This is a genomic window from Corynebacterium sp. zg254 (assembly GCF_024701495.1).
Taxonomy (GTDB): domain Bacteria; phylum Actinomycetota; class Actinomycetes; order Mycobacteriales; family Mycobacteriaceae; genus Corynebacterium; species Corynebacterium zhongnanshanii.
On record NZ_WIAR01000001.1, the window covers coordinates 218,395 to 231,062 of the forward strand.

Here is a 12,668-nt window from a genome sequence, read left to right on the forward strand (position 1 = left end):
AAATGTCTCGTGCAGTTGTGACTAGTATGAACGCCATTCTAGTTGGCTCCGCGCTGCAGTGTGCCAACGTCCTGGCCAGGGGGCTCAGAGGGCGTCAATCCCTTGGGCCCCTCTCCGTGACTTTCGGCGTGAGGTACGCCAACAGCTCCACATGATGGGTCAAGGCAAAAGCATCCACAACCTCAAGGTCGCGTACCTCATATCCTTGTTCCTCCCAGGCTCGGAGGTCTCGTGCGGCTGTGGCCGGGTCGCAGCCAATGTGCACCACGTGGCGAGGATGCGCCGCGGCAATAGCCTCGATGACCCGTGCCCCGGCACCGCCACGCGGCGGATCCAGTACCGCGGCCACAAGCTCGTGGTCTACATCGGCGCCGCACAACGTCGGCACGACCGTTGCGACATCACCCGGGGTGAAGCGCACCCTACCGTCCGCGACGAGGCGCCCCAAGGCCTGCTCTCCACTGCGCGTGGCCGCAGACGCGATATCGACCACCTCAACTACGCCGCACGGAACGATGTCGCTCAACACCGCCCCAAACACCCCGGCACCTCCATAGAGATCCCAGGCCACCGCGGTCTCATTCACGCTAGTGCTTTCCACGCGCGGAATGTGTCGAGCGATCCAGTCGGCATAATACTGGGTGGCATTCTCATGCCCCTGCCAAAAACTATCTCCGGGAATCTCCCACACCAAGTCCTCAGTACCCACGCGCACGTGGCGTTCAATGCTCTGAGGCCCCTCAAGGACCCGGCGGGTTGCCGCAGCACGCGAGCGATGACGACCGCCCGATCCACGGCGCTTCGTGCGTGCCTGGCGCCGGGGGTTCGTGCGCTGGGCGTCGGATACTTCGATGATGGAGCGAGCCGGCGCGGGAGTATCTTCGGTGGCGTCATCCCCCACCGCGACCACCAGATCCGCACCCGGGGTGAACGTCTCCGCAGCCTGCAGACGCTCCAGCTGATCCGCCAATCCTGTCACCAACGTCGGGTGAAGTTGCGCGCACACAGCCTCCGCCAGCGGGATGATGTCTCTGCTGCCCCGTACGCGGGTGCCTATTCGCCCTTTCCGATCGACGCCCAAGCGCACCTTTTTGCGCCATCCCGTCGAGGGGTGCAGCGCAGTACTATGCCAGCGACCTGCGTTCTCGAGGCTCGCGACATCCAGGCGCCCGATGCGCTCCAGTTGGTCGCGGACCACGCGCGTTTTGAACTCCAGGGAGCCTAAAGAATCCACAATGTCCAGGTCACAGCAGCCGGCGCCGCGAGCGGCGGCCTCGCAGCGATGTGCCACGCGGTGCGGGCTCGGGTGCTCGATGGATACCGCACGGCCGGTGCGGAAGGACTTCTTCTTAGACTGCGGGTCCAGTTCCACCCGCACCCCGCGCTCGCCGGGAAGGGCGCCTGCCACGAAGATGACCTGGCCGTTGTGGCGTGCCACGGTCGTCCCTCCATGGGCGGGATTATCCGTGTCCACCACGAGTGTGTCCTGTGAAGCGTTCACCATAGGATCGATCACGGCAGGTCGCTTTCCTGTGCACGGTTCTCAGCGGCACGGTTCTCAACATCGGCGGTGGCAGGCTTGTGTTTACCCTCAGCCTGATTCGCCGCACGGACGGCGAAGACCGTGATGAGCACAACGATGACCGTCAGCGGCCAACCCATCGCGATGCGCGCAACACCCAGGGCATCTGTGTTGTCCTGGGCGTACAGCCACTGCTGCACGCCAAAGCGGGCGAAAAACACCACGGCCCAGGCAAGGGTCGCCAGAGAAAAGGCTTTCACGGCGCCCCTATTGGTGCGCCAACGCTGGTCCTCGCCATTGATACCGCGCCAGATCACGCCCACCATCGGCCACCGCACCAGCACAGACACAGTGAAGACAATGCCGGCAACCAGCGAGTACCAGATGCCGTAGGCGAAATAGCCCTTCGCGTCTCCCATGATCCACGCAATGACGGCGCACAACGCTACTCCCAGAAATCCTGAGATGGCCGGCTGAAGATTTTCCTTGCGGACCAACCGCCACACGAAGATCGCCAAGGCCACGCCCACAGCGGCGAGCAGAGCCGGGGTGAGCCCCCAACGAGAGTTGATGGGCACCAAGACCAGGACTGGGAGCGTGGAGGAGACCAGTCCAGAGAGTCCACCCATCTGTTCTAAGAGGGTGCCCTCCTCCCGGGGTGTTACCGGGGTGCGTGAGTCAGTCACTGGTCGCTGGGCCCCTCGTGCGTGGGATTCTGTGCGGCTTCTGCGTTCTGTGCGCGCTCCTGCATGTGCTTGGCCAGCTCCTCTGCCATGGCCTCTGGCATCTGGATGGGCAGGGAGTTACCAGCCGGAATGGGGTCCTGTCCGCGGCGGACAAAGGTCCTGCTGATAATGCCGCGGGCCAGTTCAGCAAGCTCTGCCGCGCGATCCGTGGGGCCTGCCAGAGTGAGGCGGAACATCCAGCGCGGACCATTCGCACCTATCACACGCATCGTTCCGTTGCCTGCGTCCGCGACCACTTCCGGACCCCACGGGCCTTCCTCCTGGCTAACGGTCATGCCGTCGTTGGTCATGCCCTGGACGATCTCCTCGACGGCTTCGGACCACAGGTCGCCGTTGCGAGGTGCGGCAAAGGCTACGGGGGTTACTCGTCCGAACGGGGTCACCACGTGGATCATCTGGGGGCCTTGCTCATTCATCTCCACCTGAACTTCGGCCTCGTGAGGAACTGGAACCAGAACCGAGCCCAAGTCCAGCCCGCCCTTGGCAAAGTCAGAAAAGTCGAAGGCACGGTAGTCCACCGAGTCGGCATCGAACGGGCCGAAGTCTCCGTTGATGGGGTCGAATACAGGCTCCGCAGGCGTCTCCGCCGTGCCAGGCGCCGCTGCAGCGTCCACTGCCGGCTGCTCGCTCTGCTGCGGTTGTTGGTTATCGCGCTTCTTTTTACGTCCAAACATTGATCAATTCCTTCCTGTCGAGCCGTATCCACCGTCGCCACGCTCCGTGGCTCCGAGGTCCTCCACGCTGTCCACTTCGTCCACCTCGCACAGCACAACGTGCTGCACAACCAACTGCGCGATGCGGTCACCGCGCCGAATCGAGACGGATTCTTCCTGATCCAGGTTGATCAGGCAGACCTTCACTTCGCCGCGATAGTCGGCGTCGATCGTGCCCGGAGTATTCACGATGGACAAACCGTGTTTCAGGGCCAGTCCGCTGCGGGGGTGGATCAAGCCCACGGTTCCCGGCTCCAGGCCCAGGGCAATACCCGTTCCGACCAGCACTCGCTTCCCCGGTTCGATGATAACGTCCTCTGCGCTATACAGATCGATGCCCGCGTCCGTGGGATGCGCGCGTCGCGGAAGAGGAAGGTCTTTGTCCAGGCGGACAATTCTGAGCTTTTCAGTCATAGTGTTTCACTCTACAAGGTTCGCCCTACACGGAACATGCGGACGTGAGACTCAACTGCCCACAGGCAAGACAGTGTGGGCTAACACCTCCGCGGTATCACGGGGTAAACTGTGAGCGTTATTCTTCTCACGCCCAGCGATAAGAATTGAGGAACACCGTGGCACAGGATGAATCCGTATCTCCATCCCCCTCGAGGGCACAGCAGATACTGTATTCAGAGCGCCAGCCCGTTCCTTTCACCTGGTGGCTTGGCGCCACGGGCGTGGTGGCGTTGATTTCTTATCAGGCTCAAATGCAGCGTGAGATCTGGGCCGCCATTGCCTGCGCTGTGGTGTTCGGCGCGTTGGCCCTCTGGCTCTTGCTGAAGTTTTCCCGCACCACCATTTCCGTTGTTCGCGAGAGCGACGGGGAAATCTGGTTGCATGCCGGGGACGCCCAACTTCCCGCCAGCGTGGTGAGCCGGTCGCTGGTCATCCCACCCACCGCAAAGCAGGCAGCCATGGGGCGCCAGCTGGATCCTGCCGCGTTCGTGGTGCATAAGCCATGGATCCCCACGATGGCCATGTTCGTGTTGGACGACGCCGACGACCCCACCCCCTACTGGCTCATTTCCACCAAGGAGCCCCAGGCGCTCGTCGATGCGCTGGGACGCCCGGTCTACTAGCCCGTGCTACTGTTCCGGGCTGGTTCTCTCATTGTTAAGCGCAGTCACGGCAGATGAACTCGTCGCCGTCGGACTCAGCAATCCGGCTGCGGTGCTGCACCATGAAGCACACGGAGCAGGTGAACTCGTCGCTCTGGCGTGGGATCACTTCGCCGGACAGCTCTTCCCCGGACAGGTCTGCCATGGGCACGTCAAATGGTTCAACAATTTCTCCATCGTCGGTGTCAGACACAGCCGGCTCCGCCTTTTCTGCCGCCTTTAGACCCTCGAGGGAGTCAGTCTCGATATCGTCTTCCGCACGGCGGCGCGGTGCGTCATAATCAGTCGCCACGTCGGATCCTCCTCGGTGTTATGGCCCCGCTGCGCGGTGGCAGCGTAATTCGTCACAATGGGCTCACAGTGTGTGGGTATTTCCTTGTCTCGAACGCGGATAATAAATGACGATTAGCGCGTTGTCGACCCCGCCATGCAGATTACTTTTCCAGCGGGTGTAAAACTCCCCCCGGAGCCTCCGTCCATACCAGGTTGAGCAGCTCGTCAGCGATGCTTGTCCGCGCCGCACAGATCGGTGCCCCTTCCCTGCTCTCCACGCTCAACAGCGGCATCGTGACCTGGGCACCTGCACGAGCTGCAATGAGGCTACCCGCTGCGTGATCCCAAGGTCCCAGGCCATGTTCGTAATAGCCATCCACCTCGCCCGTGGCAACCCTCACCAGGTCCAGCGCAGCCGAGCCAATGCGACGAATATCACGTACTTTCGGGAGTACCTGGGTGAGCAATTTCGCCTGCGACGCCCGCCGTCCTGCGTGGTAGGCGAATCCAGTGGCGATGAGGGCCGTGCGAAGGTCGGCGGGGTCGCTAGGCTGGGGCACGGTGTTGAGCGAATCCGCTGTAGTCGTTGCCTCGCCATCTCCCTCAATGGGGCTGATGATCACGCCGGCGCCCATGGCCGTGGAGTACACCGTGCCTGCACAGACGTCGGCGATCGCTCCGGCCACAGGGATGCCGTCGTAGGTTGCCGCCACGCTGACGGCATAGGCGGGCACTCCGTACATAAAGTTCACTGTTCCGTCGATGGGATCCACCACCCACAGCACGTCCGCATAGCCTGCGTTCTCCGAGCCCTGCTCGTTGCCGGAGGGGCTCGCACCCTCCTCTTCCCCCAAGATTGCGCTTCCTGGCGCGCGTTCGTTCAGACGCTGGCGAATGAACGTCTCCGATTCGCGGTCCACCACCGTCACAGGATCCACCTCAGAGCTTTTCGTGGCTGCGGCCCGCACTCCGCCCCCGTCGGACGCGAGGTCTGTCCGGCGCTGCTCCACCAAGCGCGCAGCTTCTGCGGCCACGTCACGGGCAATCTCGGCCAGGTGTGCGGCGTCCACCCCGCACTCCCTTAAGCGTTCATAGATAGCGTGATCAGTGTTTTTCTGAGTCAGCAGAATATGTTTATCGGATACAGGACGAAGATCGGAATTGAGGTCTTTCACGGTCTCGAAAAATCGCATGCCTCCATCATGCCTAGAAACGTGGAAAAACGGTACGATCGCAGGCATGGCAGAAAACAACCCCCATCACGGTTTTGGAGTAGACATCGGCGGTTCCGGCATCAAAGGTGCCATTGTGGACCTTTCTACGGGGGAACTGGTCAGTGATCGCTTCAAGATTAAAACCCCTCAACCAGCAACTCCCGACGCAGTGGCGGAAGTCGTGCGCACGCTCGTCGATATGGCCGCGTGGGACGGCCCCGTCGGCATTACAGTGCCCGCTGTGGTCCGCGGTCACATTGCCCGCTCGGCGGCGAACATCGACTCATCCTGGATCGGCACCGATGTCCTCGCGTTGTTCTCTCATCACCTGGATGGTCGCGCTGTGAGCGTGTTGAACGATGCCGACGCCGCCGGTATCGCAGAGGTAGAGCTCGGCGATGAGGAGGCGAAACGTGGGGCGGTGCTCCTCCTCACACTGGGCACAGGCATTGGTTCGGCCATGCTGTACAACGGCACGCTCTTTCCGAACACCGAGCTGGGCCACCTGCCTTTCGGAGACACGGAGGCGGAGAAATGGGCGAGCTCTGCAGTCCGCGAGCGTGAGGACTTGAGCTACAAGGAGTGGGGCCGCCGGGTGGACCAGGTCCTCCACCGTTATTCCGCGCTGTTTAGCCCAGATCGCTTCATCATTGGCGGGGGTGTGTCCCGGAAGTTCGATAAGTGGTCACAGCACCTCACCGTGGAGCAACCCGTCGCGGCAGCGCAGCTGCGTAACCAAGCGGGTATAATCGGGGCTGCTATAGCGGCACGGGATGGCATTCAGCCCTAAAGCGGCCATGGACGCTCGGCCGAACGTGAGTGAGAGCGTCACCACCGCAGTCCCCTGACAGGCGGTGTGGGAAGCTAATTCTTTACACATACGTTATAATAGGCGGTCGTTCATCAAATAACGCCCACACACTGCATTTATATTAAGAGAAAGGGCTTCTGTGGCAGAGAAGAACTCATCCGACGAGACCCAACAGGACTCGTCTACGGGCACCGTTGCCAAGAAGACTGCTCGAAAGACGTCCAAGAAGACGGCAGCCAAGAAAACGGCTGCGAAAAAGACGGCAGCTAGGAAGACAGCGGCGAAAAAGACCGCGAAGAAGACTACGCGCAAGGCCACCAAGAAGACTGCGGCGAAGAAGACCACGGCCAGAAAGACCGGAGCGAAGAAGACCGCAGCCAGGGGACGCGCAGCGGCGAAGACCGACGACGAGGATGTGCTGACCACCTCGACCACCGAGGGCGTGAATGAGGACATCAAGGACGACCTCGCCCCAGAACTTGACGATGATCTGGATCCGGACTTGGACGGGGATCTTGATGACGATCTGGATGACGACCTCGACGATGGGCTTGAGGATGATCTAGACGATGACCTCTCCGACGAAGATTCCGATGAGGACGAGGAGTCCGAGGAGGACGACAACGACGGTAGCTTCGTCTGGGACGAAGACGAGTCCGCAGCCCTCCGCCAGGCCCGCAAGGATGCCGAGCTCACGGCGTCTGCGGACAGTGTGCGCGCCTACCTGAAGCAGATCGGTAAGGTGGCCCTGCTGAACGCGGAGCAGGAGGTGTCCCTGGCCAAGCGCATCGAGGCCGGCCTGTACGCCCGTCACCGGATGGACCAGATCAAGGAGTCGGGAGAAAAGCTCTCCCCGATGAGCCGTCGTGACCTGCGCGAAATCGAGCGGGATGGTCGGCGCGCCAAGAACCACCTATTGGAAGCCAACCTTCGTCTGGTGGTATCCCTGGCTAAGCGCTACACGGGCCGCGGCATGGCCTTCCTGGATCTGATCCAAGAAGGCAACCTGGGCCTGATCCGCGCGGTGGAGAAGTTCGACTACGTCAAGGGCTACAAGTTCTCCACGTACGCCACGTGGTGGATCCGTCAGGCCATCACCCGCGCGATGGCTGACCAGGCCCGCACGATCCGTATCCCTGTCCACATGGTGGAGGTCATCAACAAGCTGGGACGTATCCAGCGTGAGCTTCTCCAGGATCTTGGCCGCGAGCCTACCCCAGAGGAACTGGCGCGCGAGATGGACATCACCGTGGATAAGGTGATGGAGATCCAGCAGTACGCCCGTGAGCCGATCTCTCTGGACCAGACCATCGGCGACGAAGGCGATTCTCAGCTGGGTGACTTCATTGAAGACTCCGAGGCCGTGGTGGCTGTGGACGCGGTGTCCTTCACCCTCCTCCAGGATCAGCTGCAGGATGTCCTTCACACGCTGTCGGAGCGTGAGGCCGGCGTCGTAAAGCTACGTTTCGGTCTGACCGACGGCATGCCACGGACGTTGGATGAAATCGGTCAGGTCTACGGCGTAACGCGCGAGCGTATCCGCCAGATCGAGTCCAAGACCATGTCCAAGCTGCGCCACCCGTCGCGCTCCCAGGTGCTGCGCGACTACCTGGACTAGCAGCCCCGCATTACCAGCGTCGCAGGTACGCGATCCGGTCCCGCAATTGCTCTGCAGTGCACAGAGCGGTCGCGGGACCTCCGCAATTGCGGCGGACCTCGTTGTGAATCGCGCCATGCGGCTTGCCGGTGCGCGCCGCGGTCATGGACACCAGCGTGTTGAGTTCCTTGCGTAGTGCGGGAAGTTCTTGGCTCGCCACCCGCCGGGCGTGCAGGTTCGCGCCGCTGCCCTCCTCGGCAGCTGCCTCGGCTTTCTTCGCCGCGCGCTCCTGCTCCTCCGCGAGCTTCGCCTTGCGATCCCGTTCGCGCGCATCCAGTTGCTCCTGTTGCCGTTGGCGCAGCAGCGTACGCATCTGCTCGGCATCCAGCAGCCCGGGCAGACCCAGGTAGTCCTGCTCCTCCGCTGAGCCCGCCATCGTGGCCGTACCGTAGGTGGAACCGTCGAAAATCAGCGAGTCCAGCTCGGCTTCCGCGCCGACCGACTCATAACCGCGCTCTTCGCCCGGTTCGTTCTGCTCGCGATTCGCCGCCGCCAGCAGATCGTCATCGAGCCCGTCAGACGGCCGATCCGGGTTAGCCAGCACGTGGTTGCGTTGTTTTTCCATTTTCGACGCCAGCTCGAGCAACACCGGCACACTCGGCAAGAACACGCTCGCGGATTCTCCCGGCCTGCGGGAGCGCACGAAACGCCCAATGGCCTGCGCGAAGAACAGCGGCGTGGAGGCGCTCGTGGCGTACACGCCCACGGCCAAGCGCGGGACGTCCACGCCCTCGGAGACCATGCGCACTGCGACCAACCACTCGTCCTGATTATCGTTGAACTGCTTGATGCGGTCGGACGCGCCGGCTTCGTCGGACAGCACCACGGTCACGGGCGTGCTGCTGAGCTGTTCCAGGATCTTCGCGTAAGCGCGGGCGGTCTGCTTGTCCGAGGCGATGACCAGCCCGCCAGCATCGGGGGTGTGCTCGCGCAGCTGCTGCAGGCGCGTGTGGGCGGCCTGCAACACTGCGGGGATCCAGTCGCCGCGCGGATCCAGGGCCGTGCGCCACGCACGCGCTGTCTGCTCAGCGTTCAGTGGCTCGCCCAGTCGCGCTTCGAACTCTTCTCCGGCACTGTTGCGCCAGCGCGCCGTGCCGGAGTAGGTCAGGAACACGACCGGCCGCACCACGCCGTCCTTCAGGGCCTCCGAGTAGCCGTAGGTGTAGTCCGCGGAGGATTGCAGACCGCCTCCCCCGATGTCTTCGTAGCGCACGAAGGGGATTTGCGCATCGTCAGAGCGGAACGGCGTACCGGTGAGGGCCAACCGTCGCTCCGCGTGCGCGTAGGCGAAGCGCACGCCGTCGCCCCAGCTTTTGGCGTCTCCTGCGTGGTGGATCTCGTCCAGAATGACCAGCGTCTTTTGCGCGGTGGCCACCTGGTAGTGCTTGGTGGGCTTCATGCCCACCTGGGCATAGGTCACGGCCACGCCATCGAAGGCCTGGTTGAAGGCCGAGGAGTTACTAAAAGACGGGTCGATGGAAATGCCCTGGGCGGCCGCAGAAAGCGACCACTGGAGTTTGAGGTGTTCGGTGGGCACCACGATGACGATCCGCTGCACCACTCGGGTATCCAGCAGCAGGCGTGCTGTGGTCAGCGCGAAGGTGGTCTTACCAGCGCCTGGGGTTGCGACCGCGAGAAAGTCCTGGGGGTTGTCCTCCAGATATTTCTGTAAGGCTTCGCGTTGCCACAGACGCAGATGATCCAGCGAGGGACTGTGGGTAGACGTGACAGCTCCCTCCCCTTTAACGCCTACGCAGGGACTGGTAGATCTGTTCGCAGTCAGGGCACACGGGGGATCCGGGCTTGGCCTGCTTGCGCACGGGGAAGGTTTCACCACACAGGGCAACAACCATGTTTCCCATCACTGCCGATTCGACGATCTCGTTTTTCTTCACGTAGTGGAAGAACTTCGGGGTGTCCTCGTCATTGCGCTGGTCAGTGGTTACTTCAGGGCGCTCAATTGTCGTTGTGCTTGGTGTACTCACAGTGTTCCATCATGCCCTGTCACTGTCCCAATTTCCAGCTGCGTACTAGTGTGGAGACCATGGCTGCAGGTGGCAGACGCGAACACGACGTCGAATTGATTACGGACGCTCGGAGGTCTCCCCTTGAGGGATGGCACCGGCGTCGCCGCCTGTATATGATCCTCCAGGCGATTCGCCTCCCGCTGTTCCTGGCGTCGGGGTTGGTGTGGTGGCTCCTGGGTAATCAGGTGCTCGCAGTGGTGATTGTGTGCATTTCCCTGCCGCTGCCCTGGGTGGCGGTGCTCCTAGCTAATGAGCGCGGCGAGGCCGATAAGAAGTCCCGCTCTGTCTATAAGCCGGGCCTGGTGCGGGAGAACCGGGCTCGGGTGGAGTCGGCCCGCCGGGCGGCCTTGGAATCCGGGGAGACTCACGCTTCGTCGTCCCCGGCGCCAGTGGTGATTGACCATGACGGCCGCTCGCAGGACCGTTAGGATTAGTCCTCGTGACTCTTTGTGACCCCACCTCTCCTGCCACGCAAGATATCCTGCGTGCGTTTGTCTCCGCTCTGGCACAGCGCGGTTTTGGTTCGGACATCCTCACCACCGTGCTGGGCCCCGAGGGCTACGCCGCCATGCTCGCCGGCAATCCGGCTGGCGCGGTGTGGGCCGTTGACCACGGTGACTATGCCCCGGACAGCGTGGAGTACACCTGCGTTGCGGGCGTTGTCCTGCGCCGTGATCTGCCGCAGGATCAGTGGCGTGGCATCTACGGCGATGTGGACGGCTTGCTCGCCGCGGGCGTGCTCGAGGCCTCGCCCACCGACGCCACCCGTGCACACATCACCGTCGACATCCGACCCGTCGCCGCCCGCGGGACGGAGAGCGCCGAGGTGCTCATCGTCAGCGATCAGGATTCTTCGATGACTGCACGCACCCCCGCCCCGAATCACGTCCCCGGCGTGGGCAATGCCCCGTTATCGTTACTCTCCGTCCTTCCCCCTGTATCCGACGCCCAGCGCGCTGGCTCCCCACCCCTTCGTGTGTTGGATCTCGGCACGGGTTCGGGAGTTCTTGCCACCGTGTTAGCCACCTCTCATTCCGCCGTCGAGGTCACGGCGACCGACATCTCCTCCCGCGCTTTAGGGTTTGCCCGCTGCGCGTTCCCCCAGCACGCGAGCATCGACTGGGTGGAGGGCAGCTGGTTTGAGCCCGTCGAGGGACAGCTCTTCGATCTCATTGTCTCCAACCCGCCCTTTGTGATCGGCCCGGACTGCGGCTTAAGCTACCGCGAGACCCCGCTTGACTTCGATGGCGCCAGCCGACTGGTCGTCGAGCAGGCCGCGCAGCACCTGGCAAACCACGGCACGGCGCACCTGCTTGCGGCCTGGGCGCTCACCGAGGCCGACTCCGCAGCCTCCAAGGTCACGGGCTGGATCCCGGGTGAGGACATCAGAGCCTGGGTTGTGCAACGCGACCTGGTGGACATCACCACGTACGTTCACACCTGGCTCACTGATGAAGGGATCGACACCCGCTCGTCGGAGGGAATCAAGCGCACCGCAGACTGGTTGGACTATTTCATGGGCGCCGGTATCACCCATATCGGCATGGGCTATGTACACATGAAGCGCACCACGGGAACCAGCAGCGAGGTCACGTTCGAGGTGATGGATCAGGCCCTCCAGCCGGGCACCTTCTTAGGCCACGAAACGCGCGAGTGGTTCGCGCGTGCCGAGTGGTTGGATCGTCAGGATGCGCACAGCGTCCTGGATACGCAGTATGCGGCGCGGCCCACGCTGGCGTTGGAACATGTATCCGTCAGTGATGGAGACTTGGGCGTCGGATTTAAAGATTATGCACTACGGCTGAGCAGGACGGACGGGCCGGCGTGGAGTCACGAGGTCGACCAGCACGTGGCTGCGATCGTCAAGGGAATCAACCCAGATGGGTTGACGCTGCGGGACATTGCCGAGCTCTATGCAGCGGTCAACGGCCTGGACGGGGACGCCTTCACGGAGGCACTCGCGCCGATCGTGGTGGACCTGGTGCGCCACGGCCTGATTCTTCCGGCAGATATAGTAGAGGAACTATGAAGGCAGTCATCAGTACCGTAAGCCACGCGTCCGTCACTGTAGAGGGCGAGGTTGTCGGCGAAGTGGAAGGGCCAGCGTTGCTGGCCCTCATCGGCGCCGGGCGGGAGGATTCGCCAGACGCGTGGGAGACTGTCGCGAGGAAAATCGCGGAGCTTCGCCTGTTCCCGGAGCGTGACGCGCCGTGGGATGAACCACGGACGCATTCGGCGCTGGACGTGGGAGCACAGATTCTGGTGGTCAGCCAGTTCACGTTGATGGGTGCGACTGCGAAGGGACGGCGCCCCTCCTGGTCTGCCGCGGCGCCGGGCGAGGTGGCCGAACCCATCATCACCAACATCATCGAGGCGCTGCGCGCGCGAGGCCTGCATGTGGAGAGCGGGCGCTTTGGAGCGATGATGCGTGTCCAGTCCACAAACGAAGGTCCATATACTGTACTCGTTGAGGCTGAGTAGATACCCCTATCTTGGGGTAATGAGGAGCGGGTATGTGACGCCGGGAACAAAGTGCTTCACGTATGCGTTACACACATAGAACCGCGCGAGCAACCTGTCGCGCACA

The 12,668-nt window shown here is 62.6% G+C and carries 14 protein-coding genes; 6 read left to right on the plus strand and 8 right to left on the minus strand.

The window, feature by feature from the left end; genetic code table 11:
- Positions 1-94: 94 nt before the first annotated feature.
- The 4 genes from GC425_RS01050 to dut are packed head-to-tail and all read right to left on the minus strand — an operon-like array spanning position 95 to position 3,395.
- On the minus strand, positions 95-1,516 hold the full coding sequence (locus GC425_RS01050) for a class I SAM-dependent RNA methyltransferase (RefSeq protein ID WP_231699706.1): 1,422 nt from the start codon (positions 1,514-1,516) through the stop codon (positions 95-97).
- The gene (locus GC425_RS01055) at positions 1,513-2,151 is read right to left on the minus strand and encodes a DUF3159 domain-containing protein (RefSeq protein WP_151844294.1); all 639 of its coding nucleotides are present in this window, start codon (positions 2,149-2,151) and stop codon (positions 1,513-1,515) included. The genes GC425_RS01050 and GC425_RS01055 overlap by 4 nt, the downstream gene beginning before the upstream one ends.
- Before the next feature lie 53 nt (positions 2,152-2,204).
- Entirely contained in the window at positions 2,205-2,942 is a 738-nt protein-coding gene (locus GC425_RS01060; protein WP_151844116.1) for a DUF3710 domain-containing protein, read from the minus strand.
- Positions 2,943-2,945: 3 nt separating this feature from the next.
- Positions 2,946-3,395 carry a dUTP diphosphatase gene (gene dut / locus GC425_RS01065; RefSeq protein WP_151844115.1) on the minus strand — a complete coding sequence of 150 codons (450 nt, stop codon included), beginning with the start codon at positions 3,393-3,395 and terminating at the stop codon, positions 2,946-2,948.
- Between the two features lie 158 nt (positions 3,396-3,553).
- Between dut and GC425_RS01070 the strand changes: the two genes are divergently transcribed.
- Positions 3,554-4,060, plus strand: a complete 507-nt coding sequence (locus GC425_RS01070) for a DUF3093 domain-containing protein (protein ID WP_151844114.1) — start codon at positions 3,554-3,556, stop codon at positions 4,058-4,060.
- A gap of 34 nt (positions 4,061-4,094) precedes the next feature.
- Here the strand turns inward: GC425_RS01070 and GC425_RS01075 are convergent, their stop codons facing one another.
- Together GC425_RS01075 and GC425_RS01080 are read right to left on the minus strand one after the other, a co-directional pair.
- Positions 4,095-4,391, minus strand: coding sequence for a DUF4193 domain-containing protein (locus GC425_RS01075; protein WP_151844113.1), 297 nt, complete (start codon positions 4,389-4,391; stop codon positions 4,095-4,097).
- Between the two features lie 142 nt (positions 4,392-4,533).
- Positions 4,534-5,565, minus strand: coding sequence for an inositol monophosphatase family protein (locus tag GC425_RS01080; protein ID WP_231699705.1), 1,032 nt, complete (start codon positions 5,563-5,565; stop codon positions 4,534-4,536).
- A 46-nt stretch (positions 5,566-5,611) separates the two neighbouring features.
- On the opposite strand from GC425_RS01080, the gene ppgK reads away from it, so the two are divergent.
- Positions 5,612-6,376 (plus strand): polyphosphate--glucose phosphotransferase, encoded by a 765-nt coding sequence (gene ppgK / locus GC425_RS01085; RefSeq protein WP_151844111.1) that lies wholly within the window; start codon positions 5,612-5,614, stop codon positions 6,374-6,376.
- 139 nt (positions 6,377-6,515) lie between these two features.
- Complete coding sequence (locus tag GC425_RS01090; RefSeq protein ID WP_374707632.1) at positions 6,516-8,015, plus strand: RNA polymerase sigma factor; 1,500 nt, start codon at positions 6,516-6,518, stop codon at positions 8,013-8,015.
- Between the two features lie 10 nt (positions 8,016-8,025).
- On the opposite strand, the gene GC425_RS01095 is transcribed toward GC425_RS01090, so the two are convergent.
- Positions 8,026-9,759 carry a DEAD/DEAH box helicase gene (locus tag GC425_RS01095; RefSeq protein ID WP_151842386.1) on the minus strand — a complete coding sequence of 578 codons (1,734 nt, stop codon included), beginning with the start codon at positions 9,757-9,759 and terminating at the stop codon, positions 8,026-8,028.
- 37 nt (positions 9,760-9,796) lie between these two features.
- On the minus strand, positions 9,797-10,039 hold the full coding sequence (locus GC425_RS01100; RefSeq protein ID WP_151841620.1) for a DUF3039 domain-containing protein: 243 nt from the start codon (positions 10,037-10,039) through the stop codon (positions 9,797-9,799).
- 59 nt (positions 10,040-10,098) lie between these two features.
- On the opposite strand from GC425_RS01100, the gene GC425_RS01105 reads away from it, so the two are divergent.
- Genes GC425_RS01105 through dtd form a run of 3 tightly spaced genes read left to right on the plus strand, consistent with a single transcriptional unit; the run spans position 10,099 to position 12,562 of the window.
- Complete coding sequence (locus GC425_RS01105; protein ID WP_192930376.1) at positions 10,099-10,509, plus strand: DUF3099 domain-containing protein; 411 nt, start codon at positions 10,099-10,101, stop codon at positions 10,507-10,509.
- 11 nt (positions 10,510-10,520) lie between these two features.
- The gene (locus GC425_RS01110; protein ID WP_151844108.1) at positions 10,521-12,110 is read left to right on the plus strand and encodes a methyltransferase; all 1,590 of its coding nucleotides are present in this window, start codon (positions 10,521-10,523) and stop codon (positions 12,108-12,110) included.
- Positions 12,107-12,562 (plus strand): D-aminoacyl-tRNA deacylase, encoded by a 456-nt coding sequence (dtd, locus tag GC425_RS01115; RefSeq protein WP_151844107.1) that lies wholly within the window; start codon positions 12,107-12,109, stop codon positions 12,560-12,562. Before GC425_RS01110 ends, dtd begins: the two co-directional genes overlap by 4 nt.
- The last annotated feature ends 106 nt before the right edge of the window (positions 12,563-12,668 follow it).

Coding starts and splice junctions, on each gene's coding strand:
- dut (WP_151844115.1), bottom strand. CDS start 3,395: ATGACTGAAAAGCTCAGAATTGTCCGCCTGGACAAAGACCTTCCTCTT.
- ppgK (WP_151844111.1), top strand. CDS start 5,612: ATGGCAGAAAACAACCCCCATCACGGTTTTGGAGTAGACATCGGCGGT.
- GC425_RS01055 (WP_151844294.1), bottom strand. CDS start 2,151: ATGGGTGGACTCTCTGGACTGGTCTCCTCCACGCTCCCAGTCCTGGTC.
- GC425_RS01080 (WP_231699705.1), bottom strand. CDS start 5,565: ATGCGATTTTTCGAGACCGTGAAAGACCTCAATTCCGATCTTCGTCCT.
- GC425_RS01060 (WP_151844116.1), bottom strand. CDS start 2,942: ATGTTTGGACGTAAAAAGAAGCGCGATAACCAACAACCGCAGCAGAGC.
- GC425_RS01105 (WP_192930376.1), top strand. CDS start 10,099: ATGGCTGCAGGTGGCAGACGCGAACACGACGTCGAATTGATTACGGAC.
- dtd (WP_151844107.1), top strand. CDS start 12,107: ATGAAGGCAGTCATCAGTACCGTAAGCCACGCGTCCGTCACTGTAGAG.